General features: G+C 58.8%; 19 protein-coding genes and 1 pseudogene. 7 read left to right on the plus strand and 13 right to left on the minus strand.

Translation table 11 applies throughout. The features are described from left to right. Positions 1-5: 5 nt before the first annotated feature. Genes AC3ITY_RS02050 through AC3ITY_RS02075 form a run of 6 tightly spaced genes read right to left on the minus strand, consistent with a single transcriptional unit; the run spans position 6 to position 4,239 of the window. On the minus strand, positions 6-1,685 hold the full coding sequence (locus AC3ITY_RS02050) for an ApeI family dehydratase (protein WP_489307363.1): 1,680 nt from the start codon (positions 1,683-1,685) through the stop codon (positions 6-8). Beyond that, positions 1,682-2,227, minus strand: a complete 546-nt coding sequence (locus AC3ITY_RS02055) for a COG4648 family protein (protein ID WP_347910209.1) — start codon at positions 2,225-2,227, stop codon at positions 1,682-1,684. Before AC3ITY_RS02055 ends, AC3ITY_RS02050 begins: the two co-directional genes overlap by 4 nt. Further along, positions 2,224-2,478, minus strand: coding sequence for an acyl carrier protein (locus AC3ITY_RS02060; protein ID WP_007992314.1), 255 nt, complete (start codon positions 2,476-2,478; stop codon positions 2,224-2,226). The genes AC3ITY_RS02055 and AC3ITY_RS02060 overlap by 4 nt, the downstream gene beginning before the upstream one ends. Positions 2,479-2,487: 9 nt before the next feature. Continuing rightward, on the minus strand, positions 2,488-2,748 hold the full coding sequence (locus AC3ITY_RS02065; protein ID WP_008047930.1) for a phosphopantetheine-binding protein: 261 nt from the start codon (positions 2,746-2,748) through the stop codon (positions 2,488-2,490). Next, positions 2,729-3,538 carry a lysophospholipid acyltransferase family protein gene (locus AC3ITY_RS02070; RefSeq protein WP_489307364.1) on the minus strand — a complete coding sequence of 270 codons (810 nt, stop codon included), beginning with the start codon at positions 3,536-3,538 and terminating at the stop codon, positions 2,729-2,731. The genes AC3ITY_RS02065 and AC3ITY_RS02070 overlap by 20 nt, the downstream gene beginning before the upstream one ends. Continuing rightward, positions 3,514-4,239: a beta-ketoacyl synthase chain length factor gene (locus AC3ITY_RS02075; RefSeq protein ID WP_489307366.1), complete on the minus strand. Its 726-nt coding sequence runs from the start codon at positions 4,237-4,239 to the stop codon at positions 3,514-3,516. The genes AC3ITY_RS02070 and AC3ITY_RS02075 overlap by 25 nt, the downstream gene beginning before the upstream one ends. Positions 4,240-4,595: 356 nt before the next feature. On the opposite strand from AC3ITY_RS02075, the gene AC3ITY_RS02080 reads away from it, so the two are divergent. Then, a complete protein-coding gene (locus AC3ITY_RS02080) occupies positions 4,596-5,366 on the plus strand; it encodes a ParA family protein (RefSeq protein ID WP_008016979.1) in 771 nt (256 codons plus the stop codon). 110 nt (positions 5,367-5,476) lie between these two features. Here AC3ITY_RS02080 and trxC read toward each other — a convergent pair whose 3' ends face one another. Then, entirely contained in the window at positions 5,477-5,911 is a 435-nt protein-coding gene (gene trxC, locus AC3ITY_RS02085; protein WP_489307368.1) for a thioredoxin TrxC, read from the minus strand. A gap of 194 nt (positions 5,912-6,105) precedes the next feature. Between trxC and AC3ITY_RS02090 the strand changes: the two genes are divergently transcribed. Together AC3ITY_RS02090 and AC3ITY_RS02095 are read left to right on the plus strand one after the other, a co-directional pair. After that, a complete protein-coding gene (locus AC3ITY_RS02090) occupies positions 6,106-6,402 on the plus strand; it encodes a type II toxin-antitoxin system HigB family toxin (protein ID WP_108216275.1) in 297 nt (98 codons plus the stop codon). Next, positions 6,399-6,800 carry a helix-turn-helix domain-containing protein gene (locus tag AC3ITY_RS02095; protein WP_223447495.1) on the plus strand — a complete coding sequence of 134 codons (402 nt, stop codon included), beginning with the start codon at positions 6,399-6,401 and terminating at the stop codon, positions 6,798-6,800. The genes AC3ITY_RS02090 and AC3ITY_RS02095 overlap by 4 nt, the downstream gene beginning before the upstream one ends. 6 nt (positions 6,801-6,806) lie before the next feature. Here the strand turns inward: AC3ITY_RS02095 and selO are convergent, their stop codons facing one another. The 4 genes from selO to AC3ITY_RS02115 all read right to left on the minus strand — a co-directional run bounded on the left by selO (position 6,807) and on the right by AC3ITY_RS02115 (position 14,208). Further along, a complete protein-coding gene (gene selO, locus AC3ITY_RS02100) occupies positions 6,807-8,270 on the minus strand; it encodes a protein adenylyltransferase SelO (RefSeq protein WP_489307369.1) in 1,464 nt (487 codons plus the stop codon). Between the two features lie 48 nt (positions 8,271-8,318). Then, positions 8,319-11,687 carry a mechanosensitive channel MscK gene (mscK, locus tag AC3ITY_RS02105; protein ID WP_489307370.1) on the minus strand — a complete coding sequence of 1,123 codons (3,369 nt, stop codon included), beginning with the start codon at positions 11,685-11,687 and terminating at the stop codon, positions 8,319-8,321. A gap of 34 nt (positions 11,688-11,721) precedes the next feature. Continuing rightward, the gene (locus AC3ITY_RS02110) at positions 11,722-13,464 is read right to left on the minus strand and encodes a potassium/proton antiporter (RefSeq protein ID WP_489307371.1); all 1,743 of its coding nucleotides are present in this window, start codon (positions 13,462-13,464) and stop codon (positions 11,722-11,724) included. Positions 13,465-13,782: 318 nt separating this feature from the next. Next, on the minus strand, positions 13,783-14,208 hold the full coding sequence (locus AC3ITY_RS02115; protein ID WP_489307372.1) for a hypothetical protein: 426 nt from the start codon (positions 14,206-14,208) through the stop codon (positions 13,783-13,785). Positions 14,209-14,786: 578 nt separating this feature from the next. On the opposite strand from AC3ITY_RS02115, the gene AC3ITY_RS02120 reads away from it, so the two are divergent. Both AC3ITY_RS02120 and AC3ITY_RS02125 read left to right on the plus strand, forming a co-directional pair. Then, the gene (locus AC3ITY_RS02120) at positions 14,787-14,996 is read left to right on the plus strand and encodes a hypothetical protein (protein ID WP_095943263.1); all 210 of its coding nucleotides are present in this window, start codon (positions 14,787-14,789) and stop codon (positions 14,994-14,996) included. Beyond that, entirely contained in the window at positions 14,993-15,295 is a 303-nt protein-coding gene (locus AC3ITY_RS02125) for a cell division protein ZapA (RefSeq protein WP_489307373.1), read from the plus strand. The genes AC3ITY_RS02120 and AC3ITY_RS02125 overlap by 4 nt, the downstream gene beginning before the upstream one ends. A gap of 65 nt (positions 15,296-15,360) precedes the next feature. On the opposite strand, the gene AC3ITY_RS02130 is transcribed toward AC3ITY_RS02125, so the two are convergent. Then, positions 15,361-15,705 carry a hypothetical protein gene (locus tag AC3ITY_RS02130; RefSeq protein ID WP_489307374.1) on the minus strand — a complete coding sequence of 115 codons (345 nt, stop codon included), beginning with the start codon at positions 15,703-15,705 and terminating at the stop codon, positions 15,361-15,363. 813 nt (positions 15,706-16,518) lie between these two features. On the opposite strand from AC3ITY_RS02130, the pseudogene AC3ITY_RS02135 reads away from it, so the two are divergent. Both AC3ITY_RS02135 and AC3ITY_RS02140 read left to right on the plus strand, forming a co-directional pair. Then, a pseudogene (locus AC3ITY_RS02135) lies at positions 16,519-17,547 on the plus strand (HAMP domain-containing protein); the annotation flags it as partial. A gap of 132 nt (positions 17,548-17,679) precedes the next feature. Then, positions 17,680-18,411 (plus strand): methyl-accepting chemotaxis protein, encoded by a 732-nt coding sequence (locus tag AC3ITY_RS02140; RefSeq protein WP_411741674.1) that lies wholly within the window; start codon positions 17,680-17,682, stop codon positions 18,409-18,411. A 142-nt stretch (positions 18,412-18,553) separates the two neighbouring features. Here AC3ITY_RS02140 and AC3ITY_RS02145 read toward each other — a convergent pair whose 3' ends face one another. Continuing rightward, on the minus strand, positions 18,554-20,356 hold the full coding sequence (locus AC3ITY_RS02145) for an acyl-CoA dehydrogenase (RefSeq protein ID WP_489307376.1): 1,803 nt from the start codon (positions 20,354-20,356) through the stop codon (positions 18,554-18,556). Between the last annotated feature and the right edge of the window lie 243 nt (positions 20,357-20,599).

Genomic DNA, 20,599 nt, shown 5'->3' on the forward strand with positions numbered 1-20,599 from the left:
CCAGCTTATGCATGCGCAGCCTCCAGCAAGATCCGCCCGCTGGAGCAGGTGGCGGTTTCGTTGCGATAGGCGAAATACAATTTGCCGCGCGCCGGATCGAAGCGCAGGTGCAGCTGGATTTCATCTCCCGGGCGCACCAGTTGCTGGAACTTCAAGACTTCCATGCCGGCGAATTTTTTTGGCAGGTTCATCAGTTGCTGGCCCAGGCTCAGCGCCCAGTCCACCTGCACCACGCCAGGCAACACCGGCGCCTTGGGGAAATGGCCGCTGAAATAGGCCAGGTCCGGTGGCACGGCCAGTTGCAGGCTCCACTCGCCATTGCTTTCGACTTGCTCCAGCATCTCGGGCGCTTTGGGGCGCGGCGCCAACAACAGGGCGTCGACGTCGGCCTGGGGCAATTTGCCCTGAGCGTTCAGCGGCAGTTGTCGCAGCAGGCGCCAGCGTCTTGGCAGGGCCAGGGCTTCGCAGTGTTGGCTCAGGTGCTGGCGCAACTGCTCGGTGAGGCTGCGTCGGCCCTGATTGCGCAGAACGTGCAAGCCGGCCTCGCTCAGCACTAGCAATGCCCCAAGGGAGGCGCGGTTTTCCTGAACGACGCCGAGCCGCGCTTCGACGACCCATTCATGGGCCGTCAGCGCCTGTTCCAGCATCGGCAGCGAGATGCGTTTTTCTTCCAGCTTGACGATCCGGTCCAGGCGTCCGAGCAATTCGAAGCGGCCATCGAGTGCGATGCGCGCTGAATCGGCAGTGTGTTCGACATGGCCATTGGGCAAATACGGCGAAGCGATCAGCAGGGCGCCCTCACTGTCTTGGGTCAGCGTGACATCGGCAAAGGGCTGCCAGAGTTCCGCGCCCTGACGCCAGGCGATGCCACCGGTTTCCGAACTGCCGAAGATTTCCGTTGGCCATTGCCCCAGACGCTCATGCAGGCTCTGTGCGGCCTCGACCGGCAATGCGCCGCCGGAGGAAAACACCCGGCGTACGGAGCTCAACGCAGGCCAGTCGAGGTTGTCGCCCATGCGCTTGAGCAGCGCCGGGCTGGCCACCCAGGCGAAGGCCGGGTGCTCGCGGCTGGCGCGTTGCAGGTCTTCCGGAAAGGCCAACTGCCGACGTACGAACGGGCGCCCGGCGCACAGCGGCCACAGCACCCGGAACAGCAGACCGTAGATGTGCTGGGTGGCCACGCTGCCAATGATGCATGCCGGGCCCAGGTCGGCGCCCCACAGCTGTTCCAGGGCTTCGACTTCATTGGCCAGTTGGCGCAGGTTTTTTTCGATGCGCTTGGGTTCGCCACTGGAGCCGGATGTGCACAGGCTGAGTTGGCAGTTATCCAGGTCCAGTGCGGCGGCACTGAGCGGCGGCTGTTGGAGGTCGCCAAGGTGCGCATCGTCGGGCTGATCGCTCAGCCACAGATCGACTTCACCTGACCAGCGTTGGCGGGTCTGCGGTTGCAGGTCGGACGGCAGCAGCACGCTTACCCTGGCACGCCAGGCGCCGAGCAGGGCAATCGCCAGGTCGGCGGCATCCTCAAGGTGCACGGCCATCTGCCGGGCACCCCGGGCTTGCAGGCCGGCGGCCAGGCGCAGTGCCTGTTCGCACAGTCGGGCGTGATCCAGTGCCGGAGCGGTCGTTACGGCACGCTCCGGCTGGGCCTTGAGCAGCAGGTGCTCAAGTTTTATCCAATTCATGGGCGGCCTCGTACCCTTTGTCGAATGAGCCATTCAATGGCAAACATCAGGCCTATCAATCCGTAGGAAATCAGGCCGGTGTACAGCGTCCACCAGCTCAGCGGCGCCCAGAGGGTCAGGGCGGCGGCACACAAACCGTTGCATAGAAAAAAAACGCTCCAGGCGATGGTTACCTGACGGGTATAGCGAATGCCCTCGGCCGGCAATTGCGGCTCGCGTACCCGGGCCAGGCGTTCAACGATCGGTGGGCCGAATGTCAGGCTCGATCCGAACAGCACCAACATGTAGCTGCTGATCAACACCGGATACCAGCGCAACAGCGCCGGGCTGTCGAACAGTGCCAGCAACAGACAGAACACAATGGCCACCGTGGCCATCCACAGGCTGCCAGGCCGTCGTTTGCCGGTCAGCGCCCGGGCCAGCCACAGTCCGCCCAGCAGCAGCCCGAACTGCCACGGGGCGAAATGCTCCATGCCGAAATACACCGCAAAGGGATACAAAAGGCCTGCCAGCAGCAGACCGAGGCCAATCAGTCGATTCATGCGGCCGGTTGAACCAGACGGTAGACCGCCTCGACCACGTCACTGACAGTACGCACCGATTTGAATTCTTCGGCGGCGATTTTCTTGCCGGTCTGACGTTTGATGTGATCAATCAGGTCGACCGCGTCAATGCTGTCGATTTCCAGGTCCTGATACAGGTTGGATTCCAGGCTCACACGCTCCGGGTCCAGTTCGAAAAGCTCGACCAAGGCATCGCGCAGGGTGTTGAAAATGTCGTCACGAGTTTGCATGGTCCGGTCTCAAGCTGCCTGTTTTGCGGTGACGAACGCCGCAAGGCTCGCCACGTTACTGAAGTGATTACGTGTGTCCTTGGCATCGGCGTCGATTTTGATGCCGTACTTTTTCTGGATCGCCAGGCCCAGTTCCAGGGCGTCCACCGAGTCCAGGCCCAGGCCTTCGCCGAACAGGGTCTGGTCATTGCCGATGTCGTCGGCACTGATGTCTTCCAGGCCAAGGGCGTCGATGATAAGCATTTTGATATCACGGTGCAGATCGCTCATCTTCGGCGAGCTCCTTAATAAAGTAAGAATGTAGATAATCGTTGAGCTTGCGCGAGGCCTGCGGAGCCGGCCCGAGCGTGGCGAAGGTCTGTGGGTCTATATCGGCCCCGACCCGGAAACTGAAGTGCACGCGCCGCTTGGGGATGCGATACCAGGGTTCGGCCTTGGTCAATGTGGTCGGGCTGACCTTGATAATGACCGGGGTGAGGATTTTCGCACCACGCAGGGCGATTGCCGCGCCGCCCCGATGAAAGGCCGGCGGCTGGCCGGGTTGGGTGCGCGTACCTTCGGGGAAAATGATCAGGGTCTGGCCGTCTTTCAGCGCGTCGGCAGCGGCGTCGAGCATGTCCATGCTGCCGTCATTGCTGATGTATTCGGTGCTGCCCAACGGTCCGCGGGTGAAAGGGTTTTCCCAGAGGCTTTGCTTGACCACGCAATTGGCGTGACGCACCAGGCCGATCAGAAAGACCACGTCGATCAGCGACGGGTGATTGGCAATGATCATTTGCCCGGGACGACCGAGTTTTTCCGCGCCCTCAATGTTGTAGGTCAGCACCCCGGTACGGGCCATGAAACGCACAAAAATCCAGAAACAGCGGCTGACCGTTTGCCGGGCCCGCAGGCGATGGGTCCGGGCGTCGCCCGGCAGGCAGTTCAGCACAGGGAAAATCACCAGGCGCAGGCACAGCCCGCCCAGCCCGAACAGGGCAAAGCTCGCGGCGGTGGCCAGCAAGCGCCAGTAATAGGCGTCGCGGTTTTTCTCGGTCACGGGTTGCGTTGCCAGGTCCATACACGATTTTTCCAGGCATGTTGGCAGGTGGTTTGCTGGCCGAGCAGTGCACACAACAGATTCAGCGCGTGGGGCCAGCGGGGTTTGGACAACGCATCCGAGGAGCTGTTCAGGGACAACTGCCAGTCGGTGCCGGGTGTGATCAGCAGGCCGACGGCATAAGGGAACGGCACGTCGTCGATCCAGGTTGAGTAAGCCTCGGGCGGCTGCTCTTCGGTGACCACCAGCAGTACCGCGCGAGCACCTTCAGCCAGCAGCGCGGCAGCTTCCAGCATGCCATGTTCCAGGCCATCGCCTGCGGCAGCCAGGGCCGTCATTTCGCTGGTTTCACCTCGCATGATCGACCACAAGCCAATGATCGCGTTATGCACCGACAAGCTGAACTGGGTCGGCGATAGCGGCTGATCGGCGGCCAGATCACTGAGAATGTCGACCGTGCGGGGCGTTTCGCCGTGACGGGAAACAAAGACCAATGGCAGATCCTGCCGACCTTCGGCCAATGGCCAGCCGACACTGAAGGCCATCCGCGCCAGACGACTGAGCCGCCGACGCTGCATGGCCGGCAGAAAGGAAACGTCGGGAGCGGCATCGCTGTCCGGCAGCACGACCGGTTGTCGGCACCAGGCCTGCCAATCGTTCACGCTTTCAAGCCCCGGGGCCCAGGCGCGCCATTGGGCGATGTTGAAGTTGATCACAGACATTCATCCCACCCTCACGGGCTTACTTGACGCGGGGGAGTGGCCGAGAGCCGGGACTTACCCTGCGTGGCGTTTGGCGCCGAGTGGCGCGCATTATCCCGGTGCCGGGAACGTGTAGCAAATGCTGGTTACATTTTGCTCAGCAAGCTGAAGCGGCTGGCTCGCAAAAATTGAACGATTGGTAATTATTCACAGAATTATGACTCCGTCTGTCGGTTCTGGCGTTGAATCACCGAGCCGTTCAGAGTTTTTCAAGCAAGAGAAGGCAACTGACTGTGTAGTCCATTTGCCGACAAGGTAGCGAAGCAACGCGGTGGACCACTACACTCGGTCATTCTTTGGTACACGGAGGTTTTGACATGCGGCGCGTGGTGTTCAATCAGAAAGGTGGCGTTGGCAAATCCAGCATTGCCTGCAATCTGGCGGCGGTCAGTGCCAGCGAGGGTTTTCGCACCTTGTTGGTGGATCTCGATGCCCAGGCCAACTCCACTCAGTACCTGACGGGGCTCACTGGTAACGACATCCCGATGGGCATCGCCGATTTCTTCAAGCAGACGCTGTCTTCCGGGCCGTTCTCCAAAAAGAATCAGGTCGACATCTACGAAACCCCGTTCGATAACCTCCATGTCATTACCGCCACCGCCGAGCTGGCGGACTTGCAGCCAAAGCTTGAGGCCAAACACAAGATCAACAAGCTGCGTAAGTTGCTTGAAGAGCTGAGCGAAGACTACGACCGGATTTACCTCGATACCCCGCCAGCGCTGAATTTCTATGCGGTTTCAGCGTTGATTGCCGCCGATCGTGTATTGATCCCCTTCGATTGCGACAGTTTTTCACGCCAGGCACTGTACGGCCTGATGGCGGAAATCGAAGAGTTGAAGGACGACCATAACGAAGGCCTGGAAGTCGAAGGCATCGTCGTCAACCAGTTCCAGGCCCGCGCCAGCCTGCCCCAGCAAATTCTCGATGAACTGATCGCCGAAGGCCTGCCGGTATTGCCGGTGTACCTGGCCAGCTCGGTACGCATGCGCGAATCCCACCAGGCCAATACGCCGCTGATCCATCTCGACCCGCGACACAAGCTGACCCAGCAATTTGTCGAGTTGCACAACTTGCTGGAAAACGCCTGAAAAACCTGTGGGAGCGAGCTTGCTCGCGATAGCGGTTTATCAGTCAACAGAGATGTTGAATATGAAGCCCTCATCGCGAGCAAGCTCGCTCCCACAGGGTCTGTGGTGCTTCAGATGCCCTGGGTGCGCAACCAGCTCATCAGTTGCGGTAACGGGAACGCCCCGCTCTGCCGGGCGACTTCTCGGCCGTTCTTGAACAGGATCAGGCTCGGAATCGAGCGAATCCCCAACTGCGCCGACAACTGCTGGTTCGCCTCGCTGTCCAGTTTGGCCAGTCGGCACTTGCCCGCCAGTTGCCCCGCCGCCTGCTCGAATACCGGTGCAAACGACTTGCACGGCCCGCACCAATCCGCCCACACATCCACCAGCAGCGGCAGATCGCCCTTGATCTGGCTGGCGTAGTCGCCTTGCTTCAATTCAAACGGTTTGTTCAGCAGGACTTCGGCCTTGCAGCGCCCGCATTTCGGGTGGTCGTTGAGGCGCTCGACGGGAATGCGGTTGAGGCCGTTGCAGTGGGGGCAGGGGATGAGGAGTGGATCGGTCATGAGCAAGGTCCAATGGGGAGCTGATAACACCTAGTTGGAGACGTTTGCTCATGTTTTCAATCGCGCAGTGTCCGGCAATGAAACTAGGCTGGGTCGTGCCGAGCCACACCGCTGGTCTGCCAAGGATTATCGCAACTTGCGATATTTTTGATCTGTGATTAACTCACCATAGCAAAATGCGATAAGGATGTTGCATGCATGTTCTCACCGAAAAAAGAGTACGTGAAGCTAAGGCCAAATGGCCAATGGCAGCCAACGCGCTGGATCATTGGTATCAATTAGCCAAAGGAAGCAAACCGCCGGATTTTGCGGCGATGAGAGCCACATTCCCTGCTGTCGACAAGGTAGGTGAGTTTCATGTTTTCGATATCGGTGGCAACAAATTGCGGCTGATAGCTTTTGTCAGATATCGATCGCAAAAGCTTTATATCAAGCATGTGCTGGATCACCGCGAATATGACCGCGGCAAATGGAAGGAGGAAAGAGCATGAGTGTCCTGATCAAAAGAGTTGCCGAGCACTGGGAATTCGTCTCACCGCTGCTTCGAAAGCCGAAAAGCGAAGATGACTATGACCTGCTGGCGCATGCGCTGGACGAGTTGCTCGAGATGACTGGCGATGATGAGTCTCACCCGCTGATGAGTCTGGTGGATATCATCGGTGACTGGATTGAGGAGTGGGACCATAAGCATCACCCGATGCCGAAGCCTAGCGGGGTCGAGGTTCTTGGTTACTTGATGCGTGAACACGGCCTGAGTCAGAGTGACCTGCCTGGCATCGGCCCTCAGTCTGTGGTTTCCGAGATTCTGAGCGGCAAGCGCCAGCTCAACCTGCGACAGATCCGCTGGCTGGCCGAGCGCTTTGGTGTGTCGGCAGAGGTCTTTATCTGACCCGCCTCACGACGAACAACTGATCTCCAGATGCTTGCCCCATTCCGGCGGCCTCTCTGCATAGCTTTCCATCCCCGGTTGTTCCTCGAACGGGTTGCTCAGCACCCCGTGCAGTCGGCGGACTTCCGAGTAGTCGCCGCTCTGCGCCGTCTCGATAGCCTTTTGCGCCAGGTAGTTGCGCAGGATGTACAGCGGGTTGACCGCGTGCATCCGCTGGCGGCGCTGCTCTTGATCAAGCGTGCCTTCATGGGCCACCCGGGCGACGTAGAGCTCGCCCCAGGCGTCAAAGCCCTTGAGGTCGACGAAGTCGTCCCGCAGGCGGGTGATGGCCTGTTCCGGTGCTTCATCACCCAATCGGCGGAAAAACAGGCTGTAGTCCACGCCGCTGTTTTGCATCAGTTGCAGCAGGTTCTCCAGCAGTTTCTGGTCGTCATCCTCCGCGGTGGTCAGGCCGAGGCGGCGGCGCATCAGGTCCAGGTAGTGGGCCTGGAACAGCGGTAGGTACAGGCCGAGGGATTCGCGCAGGGCTTCGACGCTGATGAACGGCGTCAGGGCCTGGGCCAACGCGCTGAGGTTCCACTGGCCGATCGGCACCTGGTTGCTGAAGGAGTAACGGCCCTGGTCGTCGGAGTGGTTGCAAATGAAGTTGGCGTCGAAGTCGTCGAGGAACGCGAATGGGCCGAAATCGAAGGTGATGCCCAGGATCGACATGTTGTCGGTGTTCATCACCCCATGGCAGAAGCCATAGGCCTGCCACTTGGCAATCAGCTCGGCATTGCGCTCCACCACTTCGCGGAACATCGCCAGGTACGGCTCCGGTTGTTCCAGGCACTGCGGGAAGTGCATGGCCAGCACGTGATCACCCAGCTCTTTCTGCTGCTCGGGGCGCTTGGTGTAGTAGAAATATTCGAAGTGCCCGAAGCGCACATGGCTCGGCGCCAGGCGCAGGACCATGGCCGCGCGCTCCTGCTTTTCACGCCACACCGGGGTGTCGGAGCCGATTACGCACAAGGCGCGGGTGGTCGGGATGTTCAGGGCGTTCAGGGCTTCGGAGGCGAGGAATTCGCGGATCGACGAACGCAATACCGCCCGGCCATCGCCCATGCGTGAAAATGGCGTCTGGCCGGCACCCTTGAGGTGCAGGTCCCAGTGTTCGCCGGCCTCGTTGTACACCTCGCCGAGCAACAGGCCGCGACCGTCGCCCAGTTGCGGGTTGTAGGAACCGAACTGATGCCCGGAATAGACCATCGCCCTTGGGATCGCGTCGGCCCAGAGCTTGTGGCCGCTGAACAGTTCGGCGAACTCCGGGGTTTCGGCCTCGGCCGGGTCAAGGTCCAGCAGCGCCATGGCGGCGGGGCTGGCCACGACCAGGCGCGGATTATCGATGGGCTCGGGCAGCACATGGGCGGAAAACGCATCGCCCAGGCGGTCGAAGCGGTTATCGAAAGTGAGTTCGTCGAGGGCTTTCAAGGGCCGGCTCCAGCAGAATGTCCGAGCATTCTGCTGGGGAATGGCCGGTTAGTCGAGTTCGGCGGCGGGCGGCTCTTTCGATGGCTTGCCGTCGACCAACGGCACGATGGTCTTCGCTTCCGGCTCGATCGGCACCATCTTGTATTCCTGGCCGTGGAGGTTCTTGAGGTAGACCTCCATCTGCCGGAACGAGATGTTGATGTGCTGCTTCTTGAACTCGCGGTTGATGAAGCGATTGACCTCATCGAGCACCGGGTTGCGGTCGCCGAGGTCGCGCACGTGCATGCGCAGTTCGTGATCGAGGGTGCTTTCGCCGAAGTTCAGGAAGTACACGTGCGGTTCCGGGTCTTTCAGTACGCGCGGGTTATCCCGGGCGGCCTTGAGCAACAACTCTTTCACCAGGTCCAGGTCCGAGCCGTAGTCGACGCCGAGCTTGAGGGTTACCCGTGTGATGGTGTCGGTCAGCGACCAGTTGATCAGTTGCCCGGTAATGAACGTCTTGTTCGGGACGATGATGTCCTTGCGGTCGAAGTCGGTGATTGTCGTGGCACGGATGCGAATCTTGCTCACCGTGCCCGACAGGTTGCCGATGGTGATGGTGTCACCGATCCGCACCGGACGTTCGAACAGGATCATGATGCCGGAAATGAAGTTGGCGAAGATTTCCTGCATGCCGAAACCGAGGCCGACCGACAGCGCCGCCACCAGCCATTGCAACTTGTCCCAGCTCACGCCGAGGGTCGACAGCGTCGAGACGAAACCGACGCCGGCGATCACATACGACAGCAACGTGGTGGTCGCGTAGGCGCTGCCCTGGGCCAGGTTGAGCTTGGATAGCACGAACACTTCCAGCAGCCCCGGCAGGTTGCGCGCCAGGGCGAAGGTGATGCCGATGATGATCAGCGCGCCGAGCATGTCGCCGATGCTGATCGGTACCATGCTCATGTTGGCGCCGGTACCGCTGGTGTATTCGTAGAGGGTGATGTTGTCCAGGTACGAGAACACCGTGATCAGGTCGGCCCAGACCCAATACAGTGCCGCCATGAAGCCGCCGAGCAGCGCCAGACGGATCAGGCGCAGGGACTGTTCGTTGACCTTCTCGATGTCCATGGTCGGCTCTTCGATCACGGCTTCGCCATCGCCGGCCTCCTTGGCGGCCAGTCGTTTGGCCCGGGCGCGCTGGTAGGCCAGACGCCTGGCCGCCACGCTGAGGCCGCGCACGAAAGTGGCTTCGATCACCAGCCAGAACATCAGCAGGTACAGGGTGTTGATCAAGCGGTCGCTGAGCTTCAGTGCGGTGTAGTAGTAGCCGAAGCACACCGCCACGAACAACGCGACGGGCAGGGCGGTGAACAGGATCCCCACCAGTTTGCGGAACAGCGAGGCGTTTTCGTGGGTCGGGCTGCTGATGAGCAAACGGCTGAGCAGCAAAGTCATCAAGGCGTAGCAGATGAGCACCACCGGCATGCCGATCACGTCATCGGCCAGCGCCGCCGGTTGCAGTTCGGCAACGGCGACTACGGTCACCAGTGCCATCACCACGATGCCGAGGCGGCGGATCCATCGGCGCAGGAACTCCACCTGGGGCTTTTCCCAGCGGAAATGCAGTTCTGCCACACCACCCGGCGCGAGGATCCGGTAGGCGGTGTAGAACACCAGCCAGGCCCCAGCCATTTGCAGCAGCGCCGCGCCCATATTGGCGTTCTGCCCACGGGCGTCGATTCGCAGGGCCAGCCCGCACAAGGCGAGGCCCAGGGAAACCGGCATCGCCAGCAGAATATTGATCAGAATCGCCTGCGGCGTGTGCCACTGGCTATCGCGTTTGAAGTGACCGATGTCCTGGTGAACCTTGTTCAGTCGCGCGTACAGATTCTTGCGCCGCCACAGCAGCGCGCCGATCAGCAGCGCCAGCGGCAGGAACAGCAGGGGGCGCTGGGTCAGGCCGTCGGTCAGTTCGCTCAGGCTTGAAAGTACCGGCAGCGAATCGAGCTGACGCTGCAGGCGATCCGGCACATTGTGAATCCACTCCAGGTCCAGCGGCTTGTTGCTGGGAATCCAGAACATCTGCTCATCAAGCGTCGCCCGCAGGCTTTGCGCGGTGCTGAGCAATTGCTTCTGGTTCAGTTGCAGGGTGATGGATTCATTGAGCACCGCGCTCAGTTCGCGATTGAGGCGTTCCAGCAGGTCGGCGCGGGTGGTGGCCAGTTCCATCAGGCTCTTGCGCAGCTGCGGCGTGACTTGCTCGGGCGGCTGGGTCGACAGCAGGTTTTCGACGTAGGTGGCCGGATTGCTCAGCAATTCCCGTTGCTGGCTGACTTCGAACTGATACAGGCGAATGTCGGCGATCTGATCGGCCAGGTTGCGGTCGAGCCGCAGGCGCGGCAACGCCTGTTTCTGTTTGTAGAGAATCTTCGAGAGCAGCAGGCTGCCTTTAAGCACGTTGATTTGCTCGTCCAGGGCCGCATCGCTCTGGGTCAGGCTGTCCAGTTGTTGCTTGGTCTGCAGGTTCTGCTGGGTGACTTCGTTCAGGCGGTCGGTGCTTTTGAGCAGGTAGTCCGAAAGCTTCAGGTTGGTCGCGCTTTCGGTGGCCAGCAGGCTGCTGCCGCCAGCCTTCTGCGCTTCGATGGATTGCTGGGTGACCGTTTCCTGGGACAACGCCAGACGCTTCTGGTTGATCAGGGTTTGCAGCTCCTGGATTTCCCGATCCAGGCGGTCGGATCGCTCCGATAACAGGTCATGCTGGCTGTTGCCGAGGTCTTGCAATTGGGTATTGCCGGCCAGTTCCTGGCGCCGCAGCGGGATCAGGGCGTTCAGCGCTGCAAGCTCGGCGTTGAGCTGGTCGCGCTGTTCGGTGCTCAAAGCCTTGCCGGCGTCCTTGCCGTTCTTGAGGATGGTGTTGATCTGCTGAATGCGCGTCTGGCTGCTGGATATCTCCGCCTGGGCGCGCTCGGGGCGGGTCTGGGCGGTGATGATCAGGCTGTTGGCATCGGCCAGGGCTTTTTGCAGGTCGCTTTGCTGGGTGGAGCGCTCACTGAGCAATTGCTCCAGCTGCTGGATCGGTTCCTTGGCGAAACGCTGCGCCACCGGCACCACGGTACTGGCCTTGAGGCGGGTCAGTTCACGCTGGTTCTCGATCGTCTGTTTGGGCGCACTGTTCAATTGCTGTTTGAGTGCGGCCAGTTTCTGCTCGTAGTCACGCTTGTTGTTGAGCTGGTTCAGCGTGCTTTGCAGGACGGTTTGCAGGGCCTTCTGATCGGCTTCCGGCAGTTTGCGGTCGGCGATCTTGTCCAGGCTCGCCTGCACGGCTTCGCTGGAAGGCGGTTCGGCCGCTTGCGCCGCTTGCGATAAACCAAGGGTGCCGACAGAGAGACTCAAGCCCAAAAGGGCAATGGCGAAAATGGAGCGCAGGTTAGGCATAAAGACCGGTCAAGCAAGTGATAGTGGAAGCAGTTTAGAGGAAGAGTCCGGGACCCGGGCGACTTCCTTCGGGGAATCTGACGCCCACTTTGCCGATCTTGTTCCCCTCCATGACCGCCACGGTCCAGATGGTGTTGTTCCATTCCACCTGGTCACCCACCACCGGTGCGCCGCCGACTTTCTGGGCAATGAAGTGGCCCAGGGACATGTCCGGATCGATGCCCTCGACCTTCAGGCCATAGAGGGCCGCAACCGCGCCCAGCTGGGCGTCTCCTTCGAGTACGAAGTCGCCGAAGAAGCGCAGATCGAGGCCCCGTTGTGGCGCCTGGCTGAAGAGTTTTCCGAGGGCCGGCAGGTTGTGTTCATGGCCGATAACACACAGCAAATCATCGACTTCGAGCACCGTACTACCCGACGGATGGAGCAATTGTTGGCCACGAAACAGGGCGGCGATACGGGTGCCTTCGGGCATTTTCAGCTCGCGCAGGGGTGAACCGATGCACCATTTTTCCGCGCCGAGGCGATAAACGAACAGCTCCCACTCGCTGGTGACGTGCACTTCCAGGGCCGAACGCGAGATGGGTGCAGGTTCCGGGGGCACCGTTACTTTCAACAACCTGGCGACCCACGGCAGGCTCGTGCCCTGAACCAGCAGCGACACCAGCACGATAAAGAACGCGAGGTTGAAATAGAGCTGGGCGTTGGGCAGGCCGGCCATCAACGGGAACACCGCCAGGATGATCGGAACCGCGCCGCGTAAGCCGACCCAGGAAATGAACGCTTTCTCGCGACCATGGAACGCCTTGAACGGCAGCAGGCCAACCAGCACCGACAGTGGCCGGGCAAACAGAATCATCCACAGCGCCAGGGCCAGTGCCGGCAAGGCAATAGGCAGCAGATCGTGAGGCGTCACCAGCAGCCCCAGCACCAGGAACATGCCGATCTGCGCCAGCCAGGCCATGCCGTCGAGCATGTGCAGAATGCCGTGGCGGCTGCGCACCGGACGGTTGCCGATTACAAGACCGCAGAGGTACACGGCAAGGAAGCCGCTGCCGTGCAGGGCGTTGGTCAGGGCAAATACCACCAGGCCGCCGGCAATCACCAGAATCGGATACAAACCGGTGGCCAGGTTGATGCGATTGACCAGTTGCAGCATGAGCCAACCGCCACCGAGACCAATGACGCCGCCGATGCCGAATTCGCGCAACAGGTGGGTCAGCAGGCTCCAGTGCAGGCCGGTCTGGCCGCTGGCGAGCATGTCGATCAGGGTGACAGTGAGGAACACCGCCATCGGGTCGTTGCTGCCGGATTCGATTTCAAGGCTGGCGGTTACCCGTTCGTTCAGGCCTTTGCCACCCAATAGCGAGAACACCGCCGCGGCGTCGGTGGAGCCGACGATGGCGCCGATCAGCAGACCCTGGATCAGGTTCAGGTTGAACAACCACGCGGCCGCCATGCCGGTCAGCCCGGTGGTAATCAGTACCCCGACCGTGGCCAGGGACAGCGCCGGCCATAACGCCACGCGGAAACTCGACACCCGGGTGCGCAAGCCGCCGTCGAGCAGGATCACCGCCAGCGCGAGGTTGCCGACCAGATAAGCCGTGGGGTAGTTATCAAAAAGAATGCCGGCGCCATCGACACCGGCCGCCATGCCGACGGCCAGGATAATCACCAGAATCGGGATACCGAGACGGGACGAAAGTGAGCTCACCAGAATGCTCGCACCTACCAGCAACGCGCCGATCAAGAACAGGCTGTTGATGGTCGTCGCATTCAAAGGCAGTACTCCAGAAAGCTGAAAGGCGGGCGCAAACTGACCATGCAGTCTGCGTGCCAGCGATTCTAACCTGTTGAATTGCGTCGCTGTCAAAAAAGGTTTTGATGGCGCCTGCTCAGGTGCTGTCTCTATGTTTGGCTTACTGTTGCGTCGATGAAAGATCCATTCGAGCGGGGCATTGGTTTTCCGCCCCGGACTTAAATTGAGTTGGATTTTTAATTGGCAAAGGTCAATAGGCTTTCAAGGATAAAGCGGCTGTCTTGCTGGATCTTTGAGTCCGCTTTTGATAAGCACTGGCAGATTGTTTACTACGATGTGTCAGGACCATCCAGAATCGACGATATCTCCCAGGCGTACGAGGCCTGTCACCGAAATGACCATCATTGATTTAGCGCTTTGACCTTTTACGAGAATATTGCTCTGATTGTTGTGAGGTAAGTAATCCAGAAAAGCATCACCTGGGTTCTTGAATTCAGAGATGTCCGAAAGATTAAAATTCAATGAGCTCACTCCGGCATTTTTTAGGGCTATTGACATGTCGATGCGGTCTTTACCAGTTTCGAAGTTAGAGATGTATTGAGGTTTTCTGGACACCTCGAGAAATTCGACGATGCCATAGGTGACGCCGCCTCTATCGTTTGATGTCAAGGTAATGCCAGGGCTTGTTGTGGTAGCAGTGTGCTGTGGAGCGGGGTCTGCAGTTACTGAAGTAGGAGGGGTGAAGTTTTTTTGATTGTCTATCATGATGAGTCAACTCTCGTTGGGTATGTAAATAAAGTTTTTTTGATGAGTTTTTAGTTTGATCCGCTATTCGGCGGTGAATAAATTATTCCATGGTCTTAATTGTCATTGCGAGCGCGGGTTTTATTCGAGGTGTTTCTTGGTTGTTTTATTGTGTTGGTGGGTGGTTTGAATACTTATTTAAGCTTGTCGGGGCTTGTCTGAAGTGCAGAGTTCTTCAGTGTGCTATTTTCTTTATATTGAATTGGCGTTGTGACGTCGAATAGAGGTAAGTTGGATGGGGTGAAATGAGGGTGTGGGTATATTTATTGATTTCGTTGTCCGCCGTGGCGTCCCGTTCGATTTCATTGTTCTGCCGGGTCAGAGAGGCCAAATGGAGGGAGGCGGAAATCCGCAGCAGGGGTGTCGCACAAACGCCACGGCGACGAAGTGCAGGAACCAGATCGGGCAAATACAGTCTCTACAGTTCGCGAGAAAGGTCACTCGTCAGCAAAATCAAGGCTTTGCGCCTGTATAACCCTGGCATCCAGGGTGACTTTTCTTTATCGTACGCGCCCTTTGAAAAAGCCCGGAAAATCAAAATGTTGGAAGCATCCCTAAGCCAATTGGAACAACTGGTCAGCGACCTGGTGCAACAGAACCAGAACCTGACCGCGGAACTGGCCCAGGCCAAAGATGAAAACGAAAGCCTGCAACTGAGCCTGATGGAACACGAAGAGAAGCAAGGCGCCACGGCGGCTCGCATCCAGGCCCTGGTTGAGCGCGTCAGCGCAGGCCCTGTCAGCGCATGAGTTACAACGCCGCAGGGGTAAAAGTCGTCTCGATCCTGGGGGAGGACTATTCGATCAAGGCACCGGTCGGGGAAGAACAAACCCTGCTGGACGCCGCGATGATGTTGAAGGCAGCCCTGGCCGAAACCAAGAGGAAGTACCCGACGCTGATCGGTGACCGACTGCTGGTGCTGGCGGCGATGAATCTGTGCTCCCAGCAGATCGAAATGCAGAAACAGCACAAGCTCGAACTCGACCGTTACCAAGAGCAAGTCAGCGCCACGGTTGAGACGATCGCCAAGACCATCAATCAGGGCTGATGGTTGTGCGGGTGGGGCGCCTGCATATTGTATGCATCGAGCGCCCTCAAGCTCTTCAGGTTGCGTCAAACCTTGACAGGGCCCAAATAAAGCATGGGAGAGTATTTGTCTCCTGATTGGTTAAACACTTTTTTGACGACCTTTCGAATCCTGTTATCCATGTTCAGGACGTCGCCTTGGGTGATCAATTCAAGCATTTCCCCGTAGTTAATGAACGGTGAGGATTTGATGGTTTTTTGCGCGAGTGCGATTTCGATTTCAAATCCTTCAGGCGTATCGATGAATGTTTTTGTGAGTACAAAGAAATCACCATCAACTTGAGAGATGATCTCACCCACCTGCACATGCTTGAGCATTGTGTTCAATAGGATTTCATTGCGGCTTTCAACTTTCAGGTTTTCAGTATTCACGCTCTACCTCAGTGTTGTTGCTGTAAGATGGCTAAATCTTAAGATTTTTTGAGTGACTGCACTACTGTTATATCTGGTAGTTGTGTAGGTGCAGGGGGGTATGTCTCTGTGCATTGGATTCTCGCGTTGCGGCAAAATTTATTTATTTATATATAGCTGGCGCGGCGATTGAAGTGTTTCAAACTTTTATTATTTGATGGCGCTCCAGCGTTCAAAGATTGACCAGGGTAAAGTAGTAGCGATCTTCGTAATTAAATGACATGTTCAAAATTATAGGCAGTCCCCTCCGTTTTTGAACTGTCAAGGTTCGCCGAATAAGATGACTATTAGTCCAAGCTTAATCGAATGGAGAAGCGAAGAAGGGCGTTTATCAAATAATTTTTATAGCCTTGAAGTTGGTGTTACCGATTAATGACCTGTCATTACGTGTGGTCAGGTGCTTCTGAGGTTACTTAAATGTCAAAATCGCAATAAGCATATATACCCGTTACCAGTTTTCTAGACGTTACTGTTTATGTGTGGGTTGATGTCTCTAAATCGGTCTCCAGAACTGGAAAACCTGATGGCTTCGGATTTTTCCAAACGTGGCCAGCCCAGGTCCAGGGCGGGTGTTTCCAATGCGTAGGGTATTGAGTACGGCATGGGGGCATCCACTCGATCAGGCCTGATCAGCTATGTGCACAACAAAAGATAAAATTGTCGGTTTGTTTGTATACAATCGGCACGGCTGTTGCAGTGTTTCAGCCTCTTATTCTTTGGGGGTGCTCCATGCAGTTCTGGCGACGCAGTATTCAATGGCAGTTGATCCTGAGTATGGGCAGCGCCTTGCTGGTCAGTATTCTGATCGTGGTGGGCATTTATACCCTGGTGGTCAACCGCCTCGCCCAGAGCTATCTGGTCGAGCAGGCCTTGCCGTCGAGCATCGAAGCGATGCGCAACGACATCGAACGCATCCTTGTCCAACCGCTCACCGCCGCCAAGGACATCGCCAGCAACAGCATGGTGCGCGACTGGCTGGCCGGGGGTGAAGACAGTGCCCAGGCCGGCACGTTCACTACCTATCTCGAAGGTGTTCGCGCCGAGCACAAGGCCTTTACCGCGATTATTGTCGGCACCGCGTCCAATCATTACTTCACCGAAAAAGGCCTGGACCGGACCCTCAGTCGTTCCAATCCGAAAGACGCCTGGTTCTACTCGTTCCTCGACAGCAACCAGCCGCGCACTCTCAACATCGATAACGACACGGCCACCGGAGAATTGGCGCTTTTCATCGACTTCAAAGTCGAGCAAGCCGGTAAAGTCGTGGGTGTTGCCGGGCTTGGCCTGAGCATGAAAGAGCTCTCGGAGCTGATCCACAACTTCAGCTTCGGAGAGCGCGGCAAGGTCTATCTCGTGCGTTCCGACGGTTTGATCCAGGTGCATCCCGAGGCGCAATTCAGCGGCAAACGCAACCTTACGGAACAAATAGGCGCTGCGGCGGCACAAGCAGTAATGAGTCAAAAATCCGCCACTAGCCAAAGCTTCCAGCGTGACGGTGAAGACTTCCTCGCGTTAAGCCTGCCATTGCGTGATCTCGGCTGGACACTGGTGGCCGAAGTGCCGCAATCGCAGATCTACGCCGAAGCCCGCCGCGCCATGTGGATGAGCGGCGGTATCGGCCTGGCGGTGGCGATTGTGTGCCTGCTGCTGGTGGTGTTGCTGGCCCGTGGGTTGGTACGACCGATTTGTCAGGTAACAGCGGCACTGGTTGCCATCGGTAGCGGTGGTGGAGATTTGACCCGCCGGTTAGATTCCAGCCGTGCCGACGAACTGGGCGATCTGGCTCGCGGTTTCAATCGGTTCCTGGATAGCCAGCGCGACATGATCGGCGAAGTACTGACCACCAGCGAGCGACTGCGCACCGCTGTCGGTCAGGTTGCACGGGTCGTGGATAACACCGCTGAACGCTCCGGTCGCCAACAGGAAATGACCGACATGGTCGCCACTGCGGTTCACGAAATGGGCCTGACCGTTCAGGAAATCGCCCAAAACGCCGGCAATGCGGCGGTCGCGTCGCAAACGGCTCGGGATGAGGCGATGCAGGCACGGGAAGTGGTGGGTGGCTCGATCCGGCATATTGAAAGCATGTCCGACGAAATCGGTGTCGCCGCCAGCGCTGTGGGTGAATTGGCGCATCAGGTGGCGTCGATCGACCAGGTGCTGGCGGTGATCCGCGGGATTTCCGAGCAGACCAACCTGCTGGCGCTCAACGCCGCCATCGAAGCGGCGCGGGCCGGGGATATGGGGCGTGGGTTTGCCGTGGTTGCCGATGAAGTGCGCACCCTGGCGCGGCGCACGCAATCGTCCACCGATGAAATCCAGCAGATGATCGGCAGCCTCAAGCAAGGTGCGGAAAACGCGGTGTCGTCGATGCATTCCGGGCAAGCCGCGACGGGCACGGGTGTCGAGTCGAGCCAGCGTACCGGCGCCTCGTTGACCGCGATTACCGGGCAAGTGGAACGCATCAGCGACATGAACCATCAGGTGGCGGCGGCGACGGAAGAGCAATCGGCGGTGACCGAAGAGATCAACCGCAACGTGCAGGGCATTTCCGATCTGGCCCGAGCGACGGCGGGGGAGGTCAGGGCTTGTCGGGATGATTGCCAGACGTTGCAGCGGTTGGCGGATGATCTGGCGCGGCAGATGGGTGGGTTCAAGTTGAAGTGATGTGTTGATAGTGCTGACGCCATCGCGAGCAGGCTCGCTCCCACAGGGTTTGGGTGTTGAACACAGGATTTGTGATCAACAGAGATACCTGTAGGAGCGAGCCTGCTCGCGATTGGATTTCAGCTACACCATAGATCCGGGATCAGAACCACTCATCCTGCATCCCCAGGCAAACATCATCCCGAGCTTCAAGAATCGCCAGCTCATGGTGGCAACCCGGCACTTCCCAGGTCAGGAAGTAGCGCGCCGCCTGCAACTTGCCTTTATAGAAGGCCACATCCGCCGCATTACCCTTGGCTAAACCTTCTTCGGCACGGATCGCCTGCTCCAGCCAGCGCCAGCCGATCACAGTGTGACCAAACACCTTCAGGTATAGCGCCGAGTTCGCCAGGCTGCTGTTGACCTTGCCTTGGGCCAAATCAGTCAGCAGGCTGATGGTCACGGTTTGCAGGCGCGCCACCAGTTTCTCCAGCGGTTCGCGCAGCGGCGTCAGCGAATCAAACGCCTGGGCGCGCTCGGCGGTGTCGGCGATCAGGCGAATCAGCTGCTTGAGCCCGGCGCCGCCGTTTTGCGCCAGTTTGCGGCCCAAAAGGTCCAGTGACTGAATGCCGTGGGTGCCTTCATGGATCGGGTTCAGGCGGTTGTCGCGGTAGTACTGCTCCACCGGGTATTCGCGGGTGTAGCCGTGGCCGCCGAGGATCTGGATCGCCAGTTCGTTGGCCTTCAGGCAGAACTCCGACGGCCAGGATTTGACGATCGGCGTCAGCAGGTCCAGCAGTTCATGGGCCTGCTTGCGTTCGGCTTCGGTCGCAAGCGTCGATGTGTCATCGAATAGCCGCGCCGCGTACAGGCCGAGGTCGAACGAGCCTTCGACGTAAGCCTTTTGTGTCAGCAGCATGCGTTTGACGTCGGCGTGCTGGATGATCGCCACCGGCGCGGTGTTCGGGTCCTTGCTGTCCGGTACGCGGCCCTGCGGACGCTCACGGGCATATTCCAGCGAGTACAGATAGCCGGCGTAACCGAGCATCACCGCACCCATGCCGACGCCGATCCGTGCTTCGTTCATCATCTGGAACATGTAGCTCAAGCCCTGGTGCGGCTTGCCCACCAGATAGCCGACGCACTCGCCGTTATCGCCGAAGTTCAGCGCAGTGGACGTAGTGCCGCGCCAGCCCATCTTGTGGAACAGCCCGGCCAGCAACACATCGTTGCGCTTGCCGAGGCTGCCATCGTCATTGACCAGGAACTTGGGCACGATAAACAGCGATATGCCCTTCACCCCGGCCGGCGCGTCCGGTAGCTTGGCCAGCACCATGTGCACGATGTTTTCCGACAGCGGGTGATCGCCACCGGAGATGAAGATCTTGTTGCCCTTGAGTCGATAAGTACCGTCGGACGCAGGTTCCGCGCGGGTACGAATATCCGACAGCGATGAGCCCGCGTGGGGTTCGGTCAGGGCCATGGTGCCAAAGAAACGGCCATCAATCATCGGCTGCAGGAAGCGGTGCTTCTGCTCATCGGTGCCGAAGCTTTCGATCAGATTGGCCGCGCCCATGGTCAGGAACGGGTACGACGTCGAAGCCGCGTTGGCCGATTGAAAGTGCGCGAAGCAGGCCTGGGACAGCAGCGTAGGAAGCTGCATGCCACCAGCGTCGAAACTGCGCGCGGCATTGAGGAAACCGGCTTCGAGGAAGGCGTCCACCGCCGGTTTCACTTCCGGAATTAGAATCGCCTGACCGTTCTCGTAGCGCGGCTCGTTCTCGTCGCCCTTGCGATTGTGCGGGGCGAAGAACTTCTCGGCGATGCTGCGGGCGGTGCCAATGGCCGCATCGAAGGTTTCGCGGTTGTGCTCGGCGAAACGCTCACGCTGGGTCAGGCCCTCGGCATCGAGGACTTCATACAGCTCGAAAGCCAGATTGCGGGAACTGAGCAACGTCTCGGACATGGCGGCCTACCTTTTGTTGGAATGGGCCGAGTCTAGGCGTGGGAATAAAGACTGAACAGGATGATTGATGAGGGTGATGGTGGGGTAGAGCAGCGACTTAGCAGGCACCACAATGCAAATGTGGGAGCGAGCCTGCTCGCGAAAGCGGTGAGTCAGACAACATTGAAGCCGACTGACACTCCGTCTTCGCGAGCAGGCTCGCTCCCACAGGGATTTTGCACGCCGGGCAGCCATTGCGGCTGC

It is taken from the genome of Pseudomonas sp. GL_091, assembly GCF_057837725.1.